The 20569-nt window shown below is 66.4% G+C and carries 22 protein-coding genes; 5 read left to right on the top strand and 17 right to left on the bottom strand.

Annotated features, from left to right (window positions below; all coding sequences use genetic code 11):
• Window position 1 precedes the first annotated feature (1 nt).
• The 5 genes from kynU (at window position 2) to VK98_RS05050 (ending at window position 7341) form a co-directional block, all read left to right on the top strand.
• Window positions 2-1255, top strand: a complete 1254-nt coding sequence (gene kynU, locus VK98_RS05070) for a kynureninase (protein ID WP_048412998.1) — start codon at window positions 2-4, stop codon at window positions 1253-1255.
• Window positions 1256-1389: 134 nt separating this feature from the next.
• Complete coding sequence (locus VK98_RS05065) at window positions 1390-2778, top strand: amino acid permease (RefSeq protein ID WP_048412997.1); 1389 nt, start codon at window positions 1390-1392, stop codon at window positions 2776-2778.
• Between the two features lie 230 nt (window positions 2779-3008).
• Complete coding sequence (locus VK98_RS05060) at window positions 3009-4781, top strand: ABC transporter transmembrane domain-containing protein (RefSeq protein ID WP_048412996.1); 1773 nt, start codon at window positions 3009-3011, stop codon at window positions 4779-4781.
• On the top strand, window positions 4771-6528 hold the full coding sequence (locus VK98_RS05055) for an ABC transporter ATP-binding protein (protein ID WP_048412995.1): 1758 nt from the start codon (window positions 4771-4773) through the stop codon (window positions 6526-6528). Before VK98_RS05060 ends, VK98_RS05055 begins: the two co-directional genes overlap by 11 nt.
• Before the next feature lie 18 nt (window positions 6529-6546).
• On the top strand, window positions 6547-7341 hold the full coding sequence (locus VK98_RS05050; protein ID WP_048412994.1) for a TatD family hydrolase: 795 nt from the start codon (window positions 6547-6549) through the stop codon (window positions 7339-7341).
• Window positions 7342-7356: 15 nt separating this feature from the next.
• On the opposite strand, the gene VK98_RS05045 is transcribed toward VK98_RS05050, so the two are convergent.
• From VK98_RS05045 to VK98_RS04965, 17 genes are all read right to left on the bottom strand, one after another.
• A complete protein-coding gene (locus VK98_RS05045; protein WP_048412993.1) occupies window positions 7357-8979 on the bottom strand; it encodes a methyl-accepting chemotaxis protein in 1623 nt (540 codons plus the stop codon).
• A 209-nt stretch (window positions 8980-9188) separates the two neighbouring features.
• Window positions 9189-9542: a DUF2069 domain-containing protein gene (locus VK98_RS05040; protein ID WP_048412992.1), complete on the bottom strand. Its 354-nt coding sequence runs from the start codon at window positions 9540-9542 to the stop codon at window positions 9189-9191.
• On the bottom strand, window positions 9539-10279 hold the full coding sequence (gene tatC / locus VK98_RS05035) for a twin-arginine translocase subunit TatC (RefSeq protein WP_048412991.1): 741 nt from the start codon (window positions 10277-10279) through the stop codon (window positions 9539-9541). The genes VK98_RS05040 and tatC overlap by 4 nt, the downstream gene beginning before the upstream one ends.
• A 72-nt stretch (window positions 10280-10351) precedes the next feature.
• Window positions 10352-10852 carry a Sec-independent protein translocase protein TatB gene (gene tatB / locus VK98_RS05030; protein WP_048412990.1) on the bottom strand — a complete coding sequence of 167 codons (501 nt, stop codon included), beginning with the start codon at window positions 10850-10852 and terminating at the stop codon, window positions 10352-10354.
• 18 nt (window positions 10853-10870) lie between these two features.
• Window positions 10871-11080, bottom strand: coding sequence for a Sec-independent protein translocase subunit TatA (gene tatA, locus VK98_RS05025; protein ID WP_043589548.1), 210 nt, complete (start codon window positions 11078-11080; stop codon window positions 10871-10873).
• 72 nt (window positions 11081-11152) lie between these two features.
• Window positions 11153-11476 carry a histidine triad nucleotide-binding protein gene (locus tag VK98_RS05020; protein ID WP_048412989.1) on the bottom strand — a complete coding sequence of 108 codons (324 nt, stop codon included), beginning with the start codon at window positions 11474-11476 and terminating at the stop codon, window positions 11153-11155.
• A 22-nt stretch (window positions 11477-11498) separates the two neighbouring features.
• The gene (locus VK98_RS05015) at window positions 11499-11825 is read right to left on the bottom strand and encodes a phosphoribosyl-ATP diphosphatase (RefSeq protein ID WP_043589545.1); all 327 of its coding nucleotides are present in this window, start codon (window positions 11823-11825) and stop codon (window positions 11499-11501) included.
• A gap of 124 nt (window positions 11826-11949) precedes the next feature.
• Complete coding sequence (gene hisI, locus VK98_RS05010; protein ID WP_048412988.1) at window positions 11950-12342, bottom strand: phosphoribosyl-AMP cyclohydrolase; 393 nt, start codon at window positions 12340-12342, stop codon at window positions 11950-11952.
• Window positions 12343-12461: 119 nt separating this feature from the next.
• Window positions 12462-13226, bottom strand: a complete 765-nt coding sequence (gene hisF, locus VK98_RS05005; protein WP_048412987.1) for an imidazole glycerol phosphate synthase subunit HisF — start codon at window positions 13224-13226, stop codon at window positions 12462-12464.
• A 228-nt stretch (window positions 13227-13454) separates the two neighbouring features.
• Entirely contained in the window at window positions 13455-14195 is a 741-nt protein-coding gene (gene hisA / locus VK98_RS05000; protein WP_048412986.1) for a 1-(5-phosphoribosyl)-5-[(5-phosphoribosylamino)methylideneamino]imidazole-4-carboxamide isomerase, read from the bottom strand.
• Between the two features lie 20 nt (window positions 14196-14215).
• The gene (gene hisH, locus VK98_RS04995) at window positions 14216-14857 is read right to left on the bottom strand and encodes an imidazole glycerol phosphate synthase subunit HisH (RefSeq protein ID WP_048413203.1); all 642 of its coding nucleotides are present in this window, start codon (window positions 14855-14857) and stop codon (window positions 14216-14218) included.
• A 108-nt stretch (window positions 14858-14965) separates the two neighbouring features.
• On the bottom strand, window positions 14966-15559 hold the full coding sequence (gene hisB / locus VK98_RS04990; RefSeq protein WP_048412985.1) for an imidazoleglycerol-phosphate dehydratase HisB: 594 nt from the start codon (window positions 15557-15559) through the stop codon (window positions 14966-14968).
• A 3-nt stretch (window positions 15560-15562) separates the two neighbouring features.
• Complete coding sequence (hisC, locus tag VK98_RS04985) at window positions 15563-16633, bottom strand: histidinol-phosphate transaminase (protein ID WP_048412984.1); 1071 nt, start codon at window positions 16631-16633, stop codon at window positions 15563-15565.
• A gap of 99 nt (window positions 16634-16732) precedes the next feature.
• The gene (locus VK98_RS04980) at window positions 16733-17722 is read right to left on the bottom strand and encodes an ABC transporter substrate-binding protein (protein WP_053077231.1); all 990 of its coding nucleotides are present in this window, start codon (window positions 17720-17722) and stop codon (window positions 16733-16735) included.
• Window positions 17723-17779: 57 nt separating this feature from the next.
• Window positions 17780-19072: a histidinol dehydrogenase gene (gene hisD, locus VK98_RS04975; RefSeq protein WP_048412983.1), complete on the bottom strand. Its 1293-nt coding sequence runs from the start codon at window positions 19070-19072 to the stop codon at window positions 17780-17782.
• A gap of 10 nt (window positions 19073-19082) precedes the next feature.
• Window positions 19083-19724, bottom strand: a complete 642-nt coding sequence (hisG, locus tag VK98_RS04970) for an ATP phosphoribosyltransferase (RefSeq protein WP_048412982.1) — start codon at window positions 19722-19724, stop codon at window positions 19083-19085.
• Between the two features lie 52 nt (window positions 19725-19776).
• Window positions 19777-20493: a flagellar brake protein gene (locus VK98_RS04965; protein ID WP_231589205.1), complete on the bottom strand. Its 717-nt coding sequence runs from the start codon at window positions 20491-20493 to the stop codon at window positions 19777-19779.
• Between the last annotated feature and the right edge of the window lie 76 nt (window positions 20494-20569).

Below are 20569 nucleotides of genomic sequence, written 5' to 3'. Positions count from 1 at the left end.
CATGAAACACACTCGCGAAACTTGTCTCGCCGCCGACCAGCAAGATCCGCTGGCCGGCTTCCGCCAACGCTTCGAGCTGCCGGCCAATACCATTTACCTGGACGGCAACTCGCTGGGCGTATTGCCCAAGGGCGCGCTGGAGCGCAGCCAGCAGGTGATCACCCGCGAATGGGGCCATGATCTGATCCGCAGCTGGAACACCGCCGGCTGGTTCGAACTGCCGTCTCGGCTGGGCGACAAGCTGGCGCCGCTCTTGGGCGCCGGCCCCGGCGAAACCGTGGTCACCGACACCACCTCGCTCAATCTGTTCAAGGCGCTGGCTGCGGCCTTGCGCATCCAGCGGCAGGCGCATCCGGAGCGCAAGGTGATCCTGTCCGAGCGCGACAACTTCCCCACCGATCTCTACATGATCCAGGGCATGATCGAATTCCTGCAGCAGGGCTACGAGCTGCGCCTGATCGACGAGGCGCGGCCGCTGGAACAGGCGCTGGACGACGAGGTGGCGGTGCTGCTGCTGTCCCACGTCAATTACCGCACCGGCTATTTGTACGATATGGCCGCGGTCACCCGCGCCGCCCATCAACGCGGCGCGCTGGCGATCTGGGACCTGGCGCACTCGGCCGGCGCGCTGCAGGTGGACCTGAACGGCGCGGACGCCGACTTCGCCGTGGGCTGCACTTACAAATACCTGAACGGCGGCCCGGGATCGCCGGCCTTCATCTGGGTGGCTCCGCGCCACCAAAACGCTTTCTGGCAGCCCTTGTCCGGCTGGTGGGGCCATGCCAAGCCCTTCGAGATGGCCGCCGACTACGCGCCGGCCCAAGGCATCCGCCGCTTCCTGTGCGGCACCCAGCCCATCGTGTCGCTGGCCCTGGTGGAGTGCGGGCTGGAGGTGGCGCGGCAGGTGGACCCGCAACAGCTGCGCGCCAAATCGCTGGCCTTGACCGATCTGTTCATCGAACTGGTGGAACAGCGCTGCGGCGGCCACCCGCTGACCCTGATCACCCCGCGCGAGCACGCGCGCCGCGGCAGCCATGTCAGCTTCCGCCACCCGCAGGGCTTCGCGGTGATGCAGGCACTGATCGCCAACGGCGTCGTCGGCGACTACCGCGAGCCGGAAGTGCTGCGCTTCGGCGTCACCCCGCTCTATCTGAGCCACGCCGACATCTGGGACGCGGTGGAGATCCTGCGCGAAATCCTGGACAGCGGCAGTTGGGACAAGCCGGAGTTCCACCGCCGCGGCGCGGTGACCTGAGCCCGGAACGGCACGACGGTCCTGCCGCCGCGCCTCCACATAGCCGCCGCCCGCGATAGCTACGCGGCCGGCGGCTCTACAGCGCAAGGGACGTCAGATCCCGCACACAGCGCCATCTACAGAGGAGAAACACCATGAGCAGCTTCCAGGACATCAAGGACCGGGAACAAGGCCTGCAACGCAGGCTGACCGCCGGACAGATGAGCATGATCGCCATAGGCGGCGCCATCGGCACCGGCCTGTTTCTCGGCAGCAAGTTCGCCATCGGCTTCGCCGGCCCCAGCGTGGTGCTCAGTTACGCCATCGGCGGCCTGATCACCCTGTTGCTGATGGGCTGCCTGGCGGAGATGACGGTGGCGCACGCCACCTCCGGCTCCTTCGGCGCCTACGCCGAGCACTACATCAGCCCGCTGGCCGGCTTCCTGGTGCGCTACTGCTATTGGGTCAGCGTGGTGATGGCGGTGGGCACCGAGATCACCGCGGTGGCCGAATACATGCGCTACTGGTTTCCCGACACGCCGCCCTGGATCTGGATCCTGCTGTTCTCCAGCGCGCTGATCGGCGTCAACGCCACCAATGTCAAGGCCTTCGGCACCGTGGAGTACTGGTTCTCCTCCATCAAGATCTTCGCCATCGTCGCCTTCATCTTGATGGGCTGCTACCTGGTGTGGGGCAGCGGCGATCCGGCTTACGGCGCGCGCAACTTCAGCGCCGACGGCGGCTTTTTCCCCAACGGCGTCTGGGGCATGTGGGTGGCGGTGGTGATCTCCATCTTCAGCTATCTGAGCGTGGAGATGATCGCGGTGGCCGCCGGCGAGGCGGAAAACCCGGAACAGGCGGTGCGCCAGGCTTTCCGCGCCACCATCGCACGGCTGGTGGTGTTCTACCTGCTGTCCTTGAGCCTGATCATCGCCATCGTGCCCTGGAGCCGCATCGGCGCCGGCAACAGCCCCTTCGTCACCGTGATGCAGGTGCTGAACATTCCCTACGCCGCCGGCATCCTCAACTTCGTGGTGGTGGTGGCCGCGCTGTCGGCGATGAACAGCCAGCTCTACATCACCACCCGCATGATGTTCAGCCTGTCGCGCGCCGGCGACGCGCCGGTCTCGCTGGGCAAGCTGAACCCGCGCGGCATCCCGGTCAACGCGCTCTTGCTGTCCACCAGCGGTATCGCGCTGGCGGCGGTGCTCTACGTGTTGTTTCCGCAACAGGCGTTCACGCTGATGATTTCGCTGTCGATGTTCGGCGCCATGTTCACCTGGCTGATGATCTTCTACACCCATCTGCGCTTCCGCCGTCACCACGACCAGGCCGGCGGGCTGGCGCTGCCGTTCAAGATGCGCCTGTTTCCCTACAGCACGCTGACCGGGCTGGGCTTGATGCTGGCGATCATGGTTACCACCATCTTCACCGAAGTGTTCCGGCTGACCCTGGTCTTCGGCCTGCCCTTCCTGCTGTTGCTGGTCGTGTTGTTCCACAAGGTGCGCAAGCCGCGGCTAACGCCGACTGCGCAAACGACTTAAGCCGCGCCGCTGCCGGGCCCCGCGCCCGGCCTGAGCGGCGGCGGCCGGCCCGCGCGCAAGCGCGGGACAAGGCTTAAACCGCGGCGGAAACGGCTGCGCGCGCGGCGCATGCCCATGGCGAAATGGCTGTTGCCGCGCAGCGCGGCGGATAGAAAACAGCGCTGACGCCGCCATCGGATTCGGCTTAGAATGTTCTGCTCGATACCCAATCCGGATAGCCCGCCCCCACCATGCCACGCCCGTCCGATCTCGCCCCCGGCGCCAGCCTGTCCGCGCTGCTGCGCGGCTTCGTCCTCCGTCATTGGCCCTATTACCTGCGCGCGGCGCTGATGCTGGCCGCCGTGGCGGTGCTCACCGTGCTGATTCCGCGCCAGATTGGGGAAATCGTCGACTTGCTGGCCAAGGGGGAGCTCGGCGGCCCGCAGCTGCTGCGCGAACTGGGCTGGCTGCTGCTGTTCGGCGTGGTCATCTATCTGCTGCGCGCCGGCTGGCGGCTGCAACTGTTCGCCGCCGCCTACCAGCTGGGCGTGGAATTGCGCACCCGGCTGTATCAGCGGCTGAGCCGCCAGGGGCCGGGCTTCTACCATCATCAGCGCACCGGCGACCTGATGGCGCGCGCCACCAACGACATCGACGCGGTGGAAATGGCCGCCGGCGAGGCGATGCTGGCCGGCTTCGACGGCAGCCTGACCCTGGTGATGGTGCTGGCGATGATGACCCTGGGCATAGACTGGCGGCTGGCCGCCGCCGCGCTGCTGCCCTTCCCGCTGATGGCCTTCGCCTTCTGGCGCATCACCCGCCGCGTGCATCAGGCCTGGGCCGGCTCGCTGCAAAGCTTCAGCCGGCTCAACGACCATGTGCAGGAAACGCTGAGCGGGGTGCGCACGCTGCGCACCTTGGGCCTGGAGGAACGCAACAGCCGCGAAATGGCCGGCCTGGCCGCCACCGCCTCCAACAACAGCCTGGAGGCGCAACGCTGGGAGGCGGCGTTCGAGCCGGTGGTGGGGCTGACCCTGAGCACCGCGGCGGCGGCCACGCTGGGCGTCGGCGGCTATCTGGTGTGGCAGCAACAGCTGACCATAGGCGCGCTGACCAGCTTCAGCATGTATCTGGGCCAATTGATCTGGCCGATGTTCGCCGCCGGCTGGGTGCTGTCGCTGCTGGAGCGCGGCCGCGCCGGCTGGAACCGGCTGGAGCCGGTGCTGAGCGCGCCCGAATCCGTGGACGACAGCGGCGCCGACGCCACGGAGCCGGCCGGCGAACTGCGCTGGCACGGCCTGGACTTCACCTACCCGGGCCAGAGCACGCCGGCGCTGCGCGCGATCGAGCTGCGCCTGGGCCGCGGCCAGACCCTGGGCATCGTCGGCCCCACCGGCAGCGGCAAGTCCACGCTGCTGCGACTGCTGCTGCGCCAGTATCCGCTGCCGGCCGGCAGCGTCAGCTGGAACGGCGTGCCGCTGGAGGAATACAAGATGGACGCCTTGCGCGCGGCGATCAGCTGGGTGCCGCAGGAATCCTTTTTGTTCTCGGCCTCGGTGGCCGACAATATCGCGCTGACGCGCCCGGACGCCGCCGAACGCGACATCGAGCGCGTGGCGCGGCTGGCGGCGGTGCACGAGGACATTCTGCGCCTGGCCCAGGGCTACGCCACCCCGGTGGGCGAGAAAGGCGTGGCCTTGTCCGGCGGCCAGCGCCAGCGCCTGGCCATCGCCCGCGCGCTGCTGGCGGACGCGCCGCTGCTGCTGCTGGACGACGCCTTGTCCGCGGTGGACACCCAGACCGAGACCCAGATCCTGCAACATCTGCGCGAGGCGCGCCGCGGCCGCAGCGTGATCATCGCCAGCCACCGGCTGTCCGCGGTGGCCGACGCCGACCACATCATCGTGCTGCAGCACGGCGGCATCGCCGAAGCCGGCAGCCACGAGGCGCTGCTGCAATTGAACGGCTGGTACGCCAGCCAATGGCGCTATCAACAACTGGAGGCCAGCCTGGATGAAATCTGATCAGTCCGCGATCAACCGCAAGCGGGCGGTGGCCCTGCTGCGCCAGTCCGCCGCGCCGGAAAACCGTCATGTGCTGTGGGGCACGCTGTGGCTGATCGCCGCCGCGCTGATGGAGGCGCTGTCGCCGCTGCTGGGCAAGGTGTTCATTGACCGCTACCTGCTGCCGCGCGCGCCGCAGTGGCTGGAAATGGGCCTGTTGCTGCTCGCCTGTCTGCTGGCCGGCTACGCCGCCTCCAGCCTGCGCTATCTGCAGCTGGTGCGCCTGTCCGGCGTGGCGATGCGCTCGGTGCAAAGGCTGCGCGAACAGGTCTACCGCCACGTGATCCGGCTGCCGATGGCCTTTTTCGACAAGGCGATCACCGGCCAGCTGGTCAGCCGCGTCACCAACGACACCGAATCGGTGAAGGCCTTGTACGTGCAGGTGCTGTTCGTGATGCTGGACAGCAGCATCGTGGTGATCGGCGTGATGGCGGCGATGGCCTGGCTGGACTGGCGGCTGATGCTGCTGGCGGCGCTGCTGCTGCCGGCGATGCTGGCCATCGTCTGGCTGTACCAGCGCTGGAGCGCGCCGTCGGTGACCCGCGCCCGCGCGTTGCGCAGCGACATCAACGCCCAAATGGCCGAATCCATCTCCGGCATGAGCGTGCTGCAAGCCGCCAACGCCACCGGCCGCTTCGCCGCGCGTTTCGACCAGGCCAACCGCAACTACTACCGGGCGCGGATCGCGGAGCTGAGCGCCAACGCCTGGCTGCTGCGTCCGGCGCTGGATCTGCTGAAGGTGCTGCTGCTGGCCGGGGTGATCTACAGCTTCAGCCAGCGGCCGCTGGGCGCGCTGCAGATCGGCGTGCTCTACGCCTTCATCAGCTATATCGGCCGCATGGTGGACCCGCTGATCCAGATCACCATGCAGTTCAGCCAGCTGCAGCAGGCGGTGGTGGCGGCGGCGCGGGTGGATGCGCTGCTGCAGGAACCGGCCGCGGCGGCCGGCCAGGGCCGCGGCCGCATCGGCCAGGGCGCGGTCAGCTTCCGCCAGGTGAGCTTCGGCTATCAGCCGGAGCGGCCGGTCTTGCCCGATCTGTCGCTGGAGATTCCGGCCGGCGGCTTCATCGGCATCGTCGGCCACACCGGCAGCGGCAAATCCACCTTGCTGTCGCTGCTGCTGCGCTTCTACGCGCCGCAGAGCGGCGAGATCCTGATCGACGAACAGCCGCTGGACGCCTTCGACGACGCGGCCTTCCGCGACGGCGTCGGCCTGGTGCCGCAGGAACCCTTCCTGCTGGCGGCCAGCGCCCGCGACAACATCGCCATGGGCCGTCCGCTGTCGCAACAGCAGATCGAGGACGCCGCGCGCGCCGCCGGCGCTCACGACTTGATCCTGGCGCTGGAACAGGGTTACGACACCGATATGGGCGAGAGCGGCTCGCGGCTGTCCAGCGGCCAGAAGCAGCTGATCGCCATCGCCCGCGCGCTGGCGGGCCGGCCGCGCATCCTGCTGCTGGACGAAGCCACCTCCCACATCGACAGCGAAACCGAACAGCTGGTGCAAGGGGCGCTGGAGAGGCTGCGCGGCCAGATCACGCTGATCTCCATCGCCCACCGGCTGTCCACCATCCGCGACGCCGACCGCATCATCGTGCTCAACCACGGCCAGATCGCCGAAACCGGCAATCACGAGGAGCTGATGACCGTGGGCGGCATCTACCAACGGCTATACTTGCTGCAGCAATTGCAGCCGGAAGCCGGTTGAGCCCGCGACGAATCCGCCATGCACCGTTTCCCCGCCCTGCCCGCGCCCGAGGCGCTGATCGACACCCACTGCCATCTGGACGCGCCGGAACTGGCGCCCATGCTGGCCGCCGTGCTGGAGCGCGCGCGCGCCGCCGGCGTCGGCCAGATCCTGGTACCGGCGGTGCGCGCCGACACCTTCGACGCGGCGGCGGCGATGCGCCGCGACCACGGCTGCTGGATAGGCTTCGGCCTGCACCCCATCTATCTGGAACGGCATCTGGACGAGCATCTGGAGCAACTGGAGCGCGCGCTGCGCGAGCAGCGGCCGGAGGCGGTGGGGGAAATCGGCCTGGATTTCTATCTGCCGGAACTGGACCCGGCGCGGCAGGAGGCCTTGTTCGTCGAGCAACTGAAGCTGGCGCGCAAATACGCGCTGCCGGTGGTGCTGCATGTGCGCCGTTCGGTGGACCGCGTGCTCAAGCACCTGCGCGAGCAGCGCGTCGAGCTCGGCATCGCCCACGCCTTCAACGGCAGCCCGCAGCAGGCGGAAGCGATGCTGCGCCAGGGCATGAAGCTGGGCTTCGGCGGCGCGATGAGCTATTCCGGCTCGCAGCGCATCCGCCGGCTGGCGGCCACGCTGCCGCTGTCCGGCCTGGTGCTGGAAACCGACGCGCCGGACATCCGCCCCGAGTTCGCCCAGGACCGGCCCAACGAGCCGGCCCATCTGGCCGCCTTCAGCGCGCTGCTGGCCGAACTGCGGGGCGTGCCGGAACCGGAGCTGCGCCGCGCCTTGCGCCGCAACAGCCTGGACGCGCTGGGCATCGCCGGCTGACATGCCCTCCCATTCTCAGGTACGGAAGCGCCTGAGGTTGGCGTCCAGATCCACCGACAGCTGCTGCAATGCCTGCGACAGCTGGCTGGCCTGGCCGGAGGCCTTGGCGGTGCTCTCGTTCATCTGCGCCATCTGCTCGACATTGCCCGCCACCAGCAGGCTGGCGTGGCTCTGCTCCTTGATCGCGTTGGCGATGTCGGTGATGCGCTCCACCGAGTGCTGCGACAGCTGATGAATCTCGCGCAGCGACTCGGCCACGCTGGAGGTGCTGCTGACCCCGCTCTCGATGCGGGCGTTGGCCTGCTGCATGCTTTGGTAGGCGCGCTGGGTATCGGTCTGCACGCCTTCGATATGGGTGGAAATCTCGGTGGTGGCCTGGCTGGTGCGCTCGGCCAGCTTGCGCACCTCGTCCGCCACCACAGCGAAGCCGCGACCCATCTCGCCGGCGCGCGCCGCCTCGATCGCCGCGTTCAGCGCCAACAGATTGGTCTGCTCGGCGATGTCGCGGATCACCCTCACGATGTCGCCGATGTCGCTGGAACGCTGATTGAGCTGCCCCATCACCGTGGAGGTTTCGGTAATGCCGCTGGCGATCAGCTGAATCTCGCTGGCGGCTTTTTCCGCCAGGCCGTTGCCGCGATCCGCCTGCGCCATGGTCTGGCGCGCCTGGCCTTCCACATCGCGGGTGTTGTCCGCCACCAGATTGATGCTGACCGACATCTGCTCGATCGCCGCCGCGCCGCTGGCGGCGGACTCCGCCTGATTGGCCGCGGCGCCGGACACCTGGGAGCTGACGTCAGCCATCTGGCCGGAGGCGCTGGCCAGCTGGGTGGCGTGGCCCTGGGCCTCCTGCACCAGCCGGCGCACGGTGCCCACCAGCGAGGCCAGCGATTCGCCTACGCTGCCCAGCTCGTTGCGGCCGAAGTCCGGCAGCTCCAGGTTCAAGTCGCAGGTTTGCGCCAGTTGCTGCGCGGAGTCCCGCATCTGCAGCAAGGGCACGCGGATGGAGCGGATGATGTACCAGGACACCACCAGGCTGGCCAGCAGGCCTATCACCACCGTGGCCAGCAACTGGCTGCGCACCGCGTCCGCCGAGGCGTCGATCTGGCTGCGCAAGCGCGCCACCGCGTCGGAACCGCCCTTGGCCAGTTTGGCCGAGACCTCTTCCATCTGGTGGATGCTGCCCTTGTACTGGCCAAACGCCTTGTTGGCGTCGCTGGTGCTGGCAAGCTCCTGCTTGTCCACCTTGGCGCCCACCGCCTTGAAACCGTCGGCGTAGCTGTTGAGCAGGCCGTCCAGCGCGGTCAGCTGCTGGGCGGCGTCGCCGTTCAGCGGGTGGGTGCCGGCGTTCTTGATCGCCGCGTGCGCGCCGTCCAAGGTCTTGCTCCATTTCCCGCCGTACTCGGCGCGCTTGGCCGCGTCGCCCAGATTGATGAAATAGTCCTTCTCGAAACGCCGCAGATTGCCCATATGCTGCTGCAACTCCACCACGTCCCGGTAAAAGGCCAACTCGTGCGTGCTGACATCCTCCACCCGGCTGGAAATGCTGCCCAGCCCCATGAACGCCAGCAAGCTGGTCACCGCCAGCGCCACCAACAGCAAGGCGAAACCCAGAGTGATCCGGGCCGCAATCGTCATATTCCGCATTTACACACTCCCCAACCAAACCGTATTTTTTTGGATTCCCGCCGATCAAGTCGCGGTTTCGCCGCGATTGTAAACCAAGCCGTTTGCGGCGTTCTCCGCATGACTCCGGCAAGTTTCACAGTCTGCTCACCGCATGCGCGGCGGACGCAAAAAAAGCCGTCAGCATGAGCTGACGGCTTCCTTTACGCTGCGCGCGGGGTCTACTGCGGCTGACGCGACAACTTGAAGGTTCTGGCAAAGCCCAATACACAGACGAAGAATAGTCCGCTTAAGAAGATTTCGCCCCATGCAAGTTGCTGCGACAGACCGCGATCGGCCCAACCGCGCATCACGCCCTCGGTGAAGTAGGCCAGGATGAACATGCTGGCCCATTGGTAGGTGTACAGACGCTGGCTCAGAATGCCGCGCAGCGGCAGCAGCAGCACCGCCGCCTTGAGCGCCAGCAGCGAGCCGCCCGGACGCAGCGGCGCCAGCCACAGCTCCCAGGCCAGGCACAGCAGGATCAGCGCGATCAGCGACGCCGACGCGCCGTAATACCAGGCGTTTCGATTCATGAACCGTCCTCCAGCAAAGGGCGCGCCTTCTTGCGGCCCAGGAACACCGCCATCAGGATGCCCGCTTCGTACAGCAGCCACAGCGGCACCGCCAACAGGGTTTGCGACAGCACGTCCGGCGGCGTGACGATGGCGGCCACCACGAAGGCGCCGACAATCACGTAAGGCCTGCCCTGGCGCAGTTTTTCCACCGACACCACGCCCATGCGCACCAGCAGGATCACCACCACCGGCACTTCGAAAGTGACGCCGAAGGCCACGAACATGCCGAGCACGAAGGACAGGTATTTGTCGATATCGGTCATCATGCTGACCCCGGCCGGCGTCACCGCCGACAGGAAGCCGAACACCACCGGGAACACCAGAAAATAGGCGAAAGCCATGCCGATGAGGAAGAGCAGCAGGCTGGACACGACCAGCGGCAGCACCAGCCGCTTCTCATGGTGATAGAGTCCGGGCGCGACAAAGGCCCAAATCTGGTACAGGGTGTTGGGCAGCGAGATCAGAAAGGCCACCAGCATGGTCACCTTGACCGGCACGAAAAAGGGCGCGGTGACATCGGTGGCTATCATGTTCGCTCCCGCCGGCAGCGCGTCCAGCAGGGGCTTGGCCAGCAGGTGGTAGATATCCCCGGACCAATGGAACAGGCCGAGAAACACCAGCGCGACGCCGAGCAGCGCCCGCACAAGGCGGGTGCGCAGCTCGATCAGATGCGCGAGCAAGGGTTGTTCATTCATGCGCGGGATTTCCAATGGATTCAGGAACGGCCGAAGCGGGCGCCAGTCCCGCCCGGCCGGGTGCAACCGACCTCAGCGCAGCGATGGCGGATCCGCCGGCTGGGGAGCCGGCTTTGCCGGCGGTAGGTCGTCGAACAGATCCAGCTGGTTCTCGTCCTTGACCGGCGCCGCCTCGGCCTGCGCCTCGACGTCGGCCGGAAGCGGGTCCAGCAGATCCGGCTGCAAGCCGCCGTGGATGGCGTTGACCGCCTCGTCCACCGGCGCGCGCGCCTCGTCCGCCAGCGCGCGCAGTTCGGCGCCGTTCTGCTCCATCGCCTCGCGCACGCCGCGCACTTCGGAGTCGAGCTGGCCTTTGAACGACTGCGCCGCGTCCTCGATGTCCTGCCGCAATTCGTTCAGGCCGGTCAGGTTGGCCTGTTGCTGGATGTCGGCCTTCACCGTGGCCACGAAGCGCTGGGCCCGCCCCACCAGCGCGCCCAGGGTGCGCGCCACCGTAGGCAGGCGCTCCGGCCCCAACACCACCAGGGCCACCACGCCGATCAACAGGATTTCGCCAAAGCTGATTTCAAACACGCTTGAACCGTCCGCGCCTTATTTCTTGTCGGCGTCGCCGTCGATGATGCGGCCGGTTTCAGCCGGCTTGTCCTTGGCGGCCTTGTCGTTCTCGCCGTTCATGCCTTCCTTGAAGCCTTTGACCGCGCCGCCCAGATCCTCGCCGATATTGCGCAGTTTCTTGGTGCCGAACACCAGCACCACGATTAGCAATACCACCAGCCAGTGCCAAATGCTGAAAGAACCCATGATTCACTTCCTTATCAAATCGAATTAGTCCGCGGAGGCCGCCCGGCCGTCCGCCCTGGCCGGATAGGCCAATCAGTTTTTGTGGCCGAACACATGCACATGCAGGTGGAACACTTCCTGCCCGCCGCCGCGGCCGGTGTTGATGCCGGTCTTGAAACCGCCCTCCAGGCCCTGTTCGCGCGCCAGCTTGGGCGCCAGGGTCAGCATCTTGCCCAGCACCGCCTCGTGCTCGGGGCCGCAATGGGCCAGCGAATCCACGTGCAGCTTGGGAATCAGCATGAAATGCACCGGAGCGATCGGACGGATGTCGTGGAAGGCCAGCACATCGTCGTCTTCGTAGATTTTATTGGCCGGAATCTGTCCGGCCACGATTTTGCAGAAGATGCAGTCTGTCATTATTGTCCGCTCTCGCTAACTCTTAAGGGGTGGGGGCGCGGGAAGCCTTTTCATCCAGGCCGGAAATACCCTCGCGCCGCTTCAACTCCATCAGCACGTCCTCGGGCCGCAGGCCATGATAGGTCAGCAACACCATGCTGTGGAACCACAGATCCGCCACTTCGCGCACCAAGTGCAGCTTGTCCTTGTCCTTGGAGGCCATCAGCGTCTCCGCCGCCTCCTCCGCCACTTTCTTCAAAATGGCGTCCTCGCCCTTGTGAAACAGGGACGCCACATAGGAAGACTGGGAACTGGCTTCGCGCCGCGCTTCCAGCGTGTCCGCGATGGTTTTCAGCACATCCTGGCTCATGTCGCTATTCCTTTACGCCGCAACCCCGGCAAGTATATGTCGTTCCGATGGCAAAACGATAACAATCGCCTTGCCGGCTGCCATTCTAACGGCCAGCCGGCGCGCGGCGTTGACCGCGCGCAAGTCAATCCTTGCGGTAGATCGCGTCCGGGTCCTTCAATACCGCGTCCACCACTTCCCAGTCTTGCCGCGCCGGATCGAAACGACGGTAGAAGCAGCTCTCGCGGCCGGTGTGGCAGGCGATGCCGCCGGCCTGCTCGATCTGCATCACCACCACGTCGCCGTCGCAGTCCAGCCTCAGTTCCTTGACGGTTTGCAGATGGCCGGAATCCTCGCCCTTCTTCCACAATTTGCCGCGCGAGCGGCTCCAGTAATGGGCGACGCCGGTTTCGGCGGTCAGGGCCAGGCTGTCGCGGTTCATCCACGCCACCATCAGCACCCGGCCGCTGGCGGCGTCCTGGGCGACGGCGGCCACCAGGCCCTTGTCGTCCCACTTGACTTCATCCAACCAATTCATCGCTCACCTTTGCGCCGCGCGCCTTGGCTATGAGTGGCGGCGCGGCAAATGATTCAGCGCGGCGCCCGCTTCGCCTCAAATTAAGACGCCGGCAAGAATGTTGATCAGCGCGCGTCCGTTCACAGACGCACTTCGATGCCGGCATCCCGCATCGCCCGCTTGGCCTCCGCCACCGTATGCTCGCCGAAGTGGAAAATGCTGGCGGCCAGCACCGCGTCGGCCTTGCCCAGCTTGACGCCGTCCACCAGGTGCTGCAGCGTGCCGACGCCGCCGGAGGCGATCACCGGGATGTCCACCGCCTCCGACACCGCGCGCGTCAGTTCCAGATTGAAACCTATCTTGGTGCCGTCGCGGTCCATGCTGGTCAGCAGGATTTCGCCGGCCCCCAGCTGCTGCATCTGGCGCGCCCACGCCACCGCGTCGATGCCGGTGCGCGTGCGGCCGCCGTGGGTGAACACTTCCCAACGGTCGTTCTCCGGCGTCACCGCCTTGGCGTCCACCGCCACCACCACGCACTGGCTGCCGAAGCGATCGGCCGCCTCGCCTACCAGCTGCGGCCGGGTCACCGCCGCGGTGTTGATGCTGACCTTGTCCGCGCCGGCGCTAAGCAGGCGGCGGATGTCCGCCACCTCCCGCACGCCGCCGCCCACGGTCAGCGGAATGAACACCTGCTCCGCCACCGATTCGATCACGTGCAGGATGATGTCGCGCTGGTCCGAGCTGGCGGTGATGTCCAGAAAGGTCAGTTCGTCCGCGCCCTGCTCGTTGTAGCGGCGGGCGATTTCCACCGGGTCGCCGGCGTCGCGCAGACCCAGGAAGTTGACGCCTTTGACGACGCGACCGGCGGTCACGTCCAGACAGGGGATGATGCGTTTGGCAAGCATAAGGAGTCCGGCAAACGGCCGACCGGCCCGGGCCAAGAACCTGTTCACGATCTGCTGCGCGTCGTGAGACGCGACACGGCGAGTGCGTCTTCGAAATGCTCATGTACCACGTGTACATTCCGCTTTCTCAGACGTTTTCGCCTTGTCTCGCTCTAGCTCGCTAGATCGTAAACACGCTCTAAGGCGCCCGGGCCGGCATGGCTTGGTGATTCTGGAAACGGCGTCGGCTTATGCCGACAATTCGTCGGCCAGGGTCTGCGCGGCGGCGAAATCGATGCCGCCCTCGTAGATCGCGCGGCCGGTGATCGCGCCTTCGACGCCCTCGTCCTCCACCGCGCACAGCGCGCGGATGTCGTCGAGATTGCTCAGGCCGCCGGAGGCGATCACCGGGATGGTCAGCGCCTGCGCCAGCTTGACGGTGGCGTCGATGTTGACGCCGTTCATCATGCCGTCGCGGCCGATGTCGGTGTAGATCACCGAATTGACGCCGTAGTCCTGGAAGCGCTTGGCCAGGTCGATCACCTTGTGATTGGTGATCTTGGCCCAGCCGTCAATCGCCACCATGCCGTCCTTGGCGTCCAGGCCGACGATGACCTGGCCGGGGAAGGCGTCGCAGGCGTCGTGCAGGAAGCCCGGAGTCTTGACCGCGGCGGTGCCGATGATCACGTAGGACAAGCCCATGTCCAGGTACTTCTCTATGGTGTCCAGGTCGCGGATGCCGCCGCCTAGTTGCACCGGCATGTCATCGCCGACTTCGCCCAGAATGTCGCGGATCACCGCCAGATTCTTGGGCTTGCCGGCGAAGGCGCCGTTGAGATCGACCAGATGCAGGCGCCGGGCGCCCTGATCGCGCCAATGGGCGGCGACTTGCACGGGGTCGTCGGAGAAAACGGTGGCATCGTCCATCACGCCCTGTTTCAGGCGTACGCATTGACCGTCTTTCAGGTCTATCGCGGGTATCAGCAGCATGGTGCTAAATCAAACGTGAGTTAAACACTGCCGTCCCAGGCCAGGAAGTTCTTCATCATCTGAAGGCCGGCCCGGTGGCTCTTTTCGGTGTGGAACTGGCTTGCGAAGATGTTCTCACGACCGACAATACAGGAAAACCGCTCTGGATATTCACTTTCCGCCAGCGTCAGGCCCGCATCGGCCGGCGCAAAGTGGTAACTATGCACAAAATAGAAACGTTCGCCGTCGGCGATCCCGGCGAACAAGGGATGGACCTGCGTTTGGAACACCTGGTTCCATCCCATGTGCGGCACTTTCAGCCGCTCGCCTTCGGCGTCGCGCAGCCCGGCGGCAAAACGCGCCACCTTGCCGGGAAACAGGCCCAGGCCTTGGGTCGGCCCCTCTTCGCTTTCCTCGAACAATAGCTGCGCGCCGACGCAGATGCCAAAAAACGGCTTGCTCTTGGTGCTTTCCCTTATCGCCTCGGCCAAACCGTGCTGGTTCAGTTCGCGCATGCAGTCCGGCATCGCGCCCTGTCCGGGGAAGATCACCTTGTCCGCCTTGAGCACGGCCTCCGGCTCGCTGGTGAGAAAGATGTCCGCGCCAATGTCGTTGACCGCCTGCGCCGACTTGAGCACCGAATGCAGATTGCCCATGCCGTAATCCACTACTGCAACTTTCATCGCCATCCTACAAACTCGCTTCGGGGGTGGCAGCACTCCAGCCGAGTGCCGCCGGAGTCCTGAAAAAAACCGCCGCGGCCGCCCGCGCCGCTGCGGGGACCGGCCGGATCATGCGCTCAGCGTGCCCTTGGTGGACGGCGTCTGTCCGGCCATGCGCTCATCCGCCTCACAGGCCATGCGCAAAGCGCGGCCGAAAGCCTTGAAGATGGTCTCGGCCTGATGGTGGCTGTTGACGCCGCGCAGATTGTCTATGTGCAGCGTGACCATGCCGTGGTTGACGAAGCCGTGGAAAAACTCGGAAAACAGGTCGACGTCGAACTGGCCGATGCTGGCGCGGGTGTACTCAACGTTGTACGACAGGCCGGGGCGGCCGGACAGGTCGATCACCACCCGGCTCAAGGCCTCGTCCAGCGGCACGTAGGCGTGGCCGTAGCGGCGAATGCCCTTCTTGTCGCCTATCGCCTTGGCGAAGGCCTGGCCCAGGGTGATGCCGATGTCCTCCACCGTGTGGTGGGCGTCGATGTGCAGGTCGCCGTGGGCGACCACGTCCAGATCAATCAGGCCGTGACGGGCTATCTGGTCCATCATGTGGTCGAGAAAGGGCACGCCGGTTTCAAAGCGGCCTACGCCGGCACCGTCCAGATTCAGGCTGACGGTGATCTGGGTTTCCAGGGTATTGCGGGTAACGGTTGCGGTTCTCATGGCTCAGGCGAAGTAAGCGTCCAGGGCCGCCAGCATGGCGTCGTTTTCCTGCGGCGCGCCCACGGTCAGGCGCAGGCATCGCTCCAGCAAGGGGTGGCTGCCGTGCAATTGCTTGATCAGGATGCCGCTGGCCTTGAAATGCTGGTACAAGGCCGGCGCGTCCGGCACCCGGACGGTGATGAAATTGGCTTCCGACGGGAAGGCTTCGATGGCGGCGTGGCGCGCCAGCCCGGCGGCCAGCCGGCCGCGTTCCTCGCACAGCTCCGCCGCCTGGCGGTTGAACACCTCGATATGGCGCAGCGAGAAGCGCGCGGCGGCCTGGGTCAGCACATTGATGTTGTACGGCGGCCGCACCTTGTCCAGTTCGCGGATCCAGGCGGCGGGGCCGGCGGCGTAGCCCAGGCGGATGCCGGCCAGGCCCAGCTTGGACAGCGTGCGCATCACGATCAGATTGTCGCGCAGGCCGGCCAGGTTCATGAAGCTGTCGCTGGCGAAGGCCTGATAGGCCTCGTCCACCACCACCAGGCCGGGCGCGGCCTCGCAGATCGCCTCCACCTCGGCGCGGGCGAAACGCGGGCCGGTCGGGTTATTGGGGTAGGACACGAACACCACCGCCGGCTGATGTTCGGCGATGGCCGCCAGCGTCGCCGGCAGATCCAGGCTGAAATCGGAACGCAGCGGCACGCCGACGTAGTCGAGGCCGGAGAACAGCGCGTTCATCTTGTACATCACGAAGGACGGCTCCAGCGCCAGCAGTTTGGCGCCGGGGCGGGCCAGCGCCTGCGCCACCAGGGTGATCAGCTCGTCGGAGCCGTTGCCCAGCAGCACTTCGGCCGGCTCGGGTATCGAGAACGCCTGCTTCAGCTGGGCTTTCAACGTGCCGCCGGACGGATCCGGATAGCGGTTGACGGCGACGTCGGCCAAGGTCCGCGCCAGTTCCTGGCGCAAGTCGGCCGGCAAGGGCCACGGGTTCTCCATGGCGTCCAGCTTGATGTAGCCGTCGGCGGAGGCTACCGGGTAGGCGCTGATGGCGGCGATCTCATCGCGCACCAGCTGTCGGACGGACTTTTTCATGACTTCGCAATCGGCCTCGCGGCCAACAAAAGCCCCGCGGACGGAGCCGTGTTATCGGAAACGGCGAAAAGCTATAGTAGCGTGTTCATTCGCTTTCAGCTACTCGACCCAGTTCGCCCGTTCCCGCAGCCGTGGCGGCAGCTCCACGCCGTCGCGCGCCAGCCCTTCGCGGCTGAAAACATAGCGGCCTTCCGACGGCGTCACCGGGAACAGGCTGGCCACCGGCTGGCCGCGGAACAGCACCTGTTCGGCCAGCTTGGCCGCCTCGCGGCCCTGCTCGTAGCCGGACAGCACCAGGCCGCCGGCGGCCTTGTCCTTGCCGACGGAGAAATCCCAGAACGCGAACAGCGGCAGTTTGGCGTGGGCGGCGGTCCAGCGCAGCGCTTCGTCGCCGGGCACCACCTTGCCGCCGGCGTCGCGCAGGGTGAAGTAGAGGCCCACCCAGATCGCCTGGTAACGGCCGGCGGCGCCCAGCACCCGCCGCTGCCACTCGGCGTAGGAGCCGGTCAGCGCCAGGTCGACGTGGATATTGGACAACAACATGGCGTCGCGGCCGCCGAAGGTTTCGTCGCGGATGATGCGCGAGGTGAGGTCGTCGTCGAACAACACCAGCGCGTTGCGCATCCCTTGGACGGTCTTGCCCAATTCGAAGACGCTGCGCAGGATCAAGGGCCGCTCCAACACGCCGCTGACCCCCGTCACCGCGCCCGGGAAGTAGTTGCGCGGATTGTTGTTGATGCCCAGATAGATCACCGGCACGCCCTGCTGGGCCAGCTTGCTGCCCACTCTCTGCAAGGCGGCGTCGTCGCCGACGATGACAAGGTCCGGCTTTATTTTCGCCGCCAGCGCCAGCGCCTCGTCGGCGCGCGCCTGATGCTGGGCCGGCGGCAGACGCTTGGTGTCCATCGCGTAATGGCTCAGCTGCACGCGCTTGCCCAGCCGCTCCTGCAAGGCGCGGCGGTAGTCCTGATCCCAGGGGTAGTCGCTGTGATAGCTCTCCACCACCAGCACCCGCGGCTGCGCCCAGGCCGCTGCGGACAGGAAAAAGGCCAGACAGAGTCCGGCCATGATGCGTTGCAGCCCAGCCATCGCCTTCTCCGGTTACTTATCCAGAGTAAGCGATGGCGCGGCGTTTTGCTTCGGGCGCTAGACGTCCAGCCTCAGCTCCGCGGCGCGCGCGTGCGCGCTCAGGCCTTCGCCGTGAGCCAGCAGGCTGGCGACCTGGCCCAGCGTCTGCGCGCCAGCCTGGGACACCCGGATCAGGCTGCTGCGCTTCTGGAAGTCGTAGACTCCCAGCGGGCTGGCGAAACGCGCGGTGCGGCTGGTGGGCAGCACGTGATTGGGGCCGGCGCAATAATCGCCCAGGCTTTCCGAGGTGAAGCGGCCCATGAAGATGGCCCCGGCGTGGCGAATCAGCGGCAACAGCTCGTCCGGATTGGCCACCGACAGCTCCAGGTGCTCGGGCGCGATGTAGTTGGCGATCTCGCAGGCTTGCGCCAGGTCGCCGACCTGGATCAGCGCGCCGCGATTGCCGAGGCTGGCCTCGATGATGGCGCGGCGCGGCATCTGCGGCAGCAGCCTGGCGACGCTGGCCTCGACCTGGGCGATGTAGTCCGCCGACGGGCACAGCAGGATGGCCTGGGCGATCTCGTCGTGCTCGGCCTGGCTGAACAAGTCCATCGCCACCCAGTCCGGCGGGGTGTCGCCGTCGCAGATCACCAGGATCTCGGACGGGCCGGCCACCATGTCTATGCCCACCACGCCGAACACGCGGCGCTTGGCCGCGGCGACGTAGGCGTTGCCGGGGCCGGTGATCTTGTCGACCTGGGGCACGGTTTCGGTGCCGTAGGCCAGCGCCGCCACCGCCTGCGCGCCGCCACAGGTGAACACTTTGTCGACGCCGGCGATATAGGCGGCGGCCAGCACCAGATCGTTGCGCTCGCCGTCCGGCGTCGGCACCACCATGATGATTTCGCCTACGCCGGCCACCTTGGCCGGCATCGCGTTCATCAGCACCGAGCTGGGATAGGCGGCCTTGCCGCCCGGCACGTAGATGCCGACGCGGTCCAGCGGCGTCACCTGCTGGCCCAGCAAGGTGCCGTCCTCGTCCTGATAGCTCCAGGAATGCGCCAGCTGCTTCTCGTGATAGCGGCGCACCCGCTCCGCGGCGGTGCTGAGCGCGTGACGCACCGGATCGCTCAGCCGATGGAAGGCGGCTTCCAGTTGCTCGCGCGACAGCGTCAGTTCGGCCATCGAGGCCGCGCTCATGCGGTCGAAGCGGTTGGTGTACTCGATCACCGCGGCGTCGCCGCGCGCCTTGACCTCATCACAGATGGCGGCGACGGCGGCGTCGACGGCCGGGTCCTGCGCGGTTTCAAACGCCAACAACGCCTGCAGGCGTTCGGTGAAATCGGCTTGGGAGGATGACAGTTTCAGCATGGAGCGGACCTCAGGCCGGCACGGCGCCGGCGAATGCGTCCAGCACCGGCTGGATCACGTCGTGTTTGAGCTTGAGCGCGGCCTGGTTGACCACCAGCCGCGAACTGATGTCGACGATGTGCTCGACCGCGATCAGATCGTTGGCGCGCAGCGTGCCGCCGGTGGACACCAGATCGACGATGGCGTCGGCCAGGCCGACCAGCGGCGCCAGCTCCATCGAGCCATAGAGCTTGATGATGTCCACGTGCACGCCTTTGCGGGCGAAATGCTCGCGCGCGATCTGCGGATACTTGGTGGCGATCTTCAAGCGCGCGCCGCGGCGCACCGCGGCCTCGTAGTCGAAGCCGTTCTGCACAGCCACCATCATATTGCACTTGGCGATATTCAGATCCAGCGGCTGATACAGGCCGGCGCCGCCGTGCTCGATCAGCACGTCGCGGCCGGCGATGCCCAGATCGGCGGCGCCGTACTGGACATAGGTCGGCACGTCGGACGCGCGCACGATCACCAGCCGCACGCCCGGATGATTGGTGCCGATGATCAGTTTGCGCGAGGCTTCCGGATCCTCCGCCGGCAAAATGCCGGCGGCGGCCAGCAAAGGCAGGGTTTCTTCAAAGATGCGCCCTTTGGACAGGGCAATAGTCAGCTTCATGGTGTCTTGCGGCAAGAATGACGAAATCGAAGTTAAAACGGAAGGCGCGGGCTCAGCCCACCAGCGCGCGGCGTTCGCGCTCCAGCAGGCCGACGTAGCGCTGGATCAGCGTCTCCATCGCCGGCGTCAGCCCCAGATAGGAGCAACCTATGCGCACGGCCTCGTTGCCGTTGCGCAGTTTGGCGGCCAGCCGGTGGCGGACTTCCAGCCCGATATGCAGCGCGCCCAGCGGCTTCAGGTCCAGCGTGCAGCGCTGGTATTGCTGGCCGATGTCGAAGCCCGGCGTGCCCGGCTGCGGCAGCCACATGCTGACGCCGCCCAGGCTGACGTCGAACAGGGGCAGATCGATGGGCTTGTGCGGATAGTCGGCCACATGGCACATCACCGGGCTGGCCACCGGGGTCTGGATGCGGAAGAATTCGCGGCGCTGCAGCTTGATCACCTGCTCCGGCAGGTCGGCCTGGAAGGCCGGCTGGCCCTCCCAGTCTACGCGCCGCACCTGGCCGGTGACGAACTGGGTCTTGACGCCTTCCGGCGAGCAGACGAAGACATTGCGCTCGCTGGCCAGCAGATGCTCATTGGTCTCCGGATCCGCGCCCCAGTCGAACACCAGCGTGCCCGCCTTGTGGTCCACTTCCAGGAAGCGGGTCAGGATGAAGGTTTTCCCCTTGTTGGAAAACACCGTCACCATGTGGCCGTTCTTGGCGATGCCGGCCAGGTGATGGGCGATCTCCACCGACGTGGACAGCGTGTATTTGGCGAGATCCAACGATGGCTGCGAGCCGGATGTTGCGCCAGCGTTATGGTCGTTGCTCACTTTGATCCGACTTTCATGTCTGCGTCAG

Origin of the sequence: Chromobacterium sp. LK11, from assembly GCF_001043705.1 — a bacterium.
Taxonomy (GTDB): Bacteria; Pseudomonadota; Gammaproteobacteria; order Burkholderiales; family Chromobacteriaceae; genus Chromobacterium; species Chromobacterium alkanivorans.
This window is presented reverse-complemented; position numbering and strand designations above follow the sequence as displayed.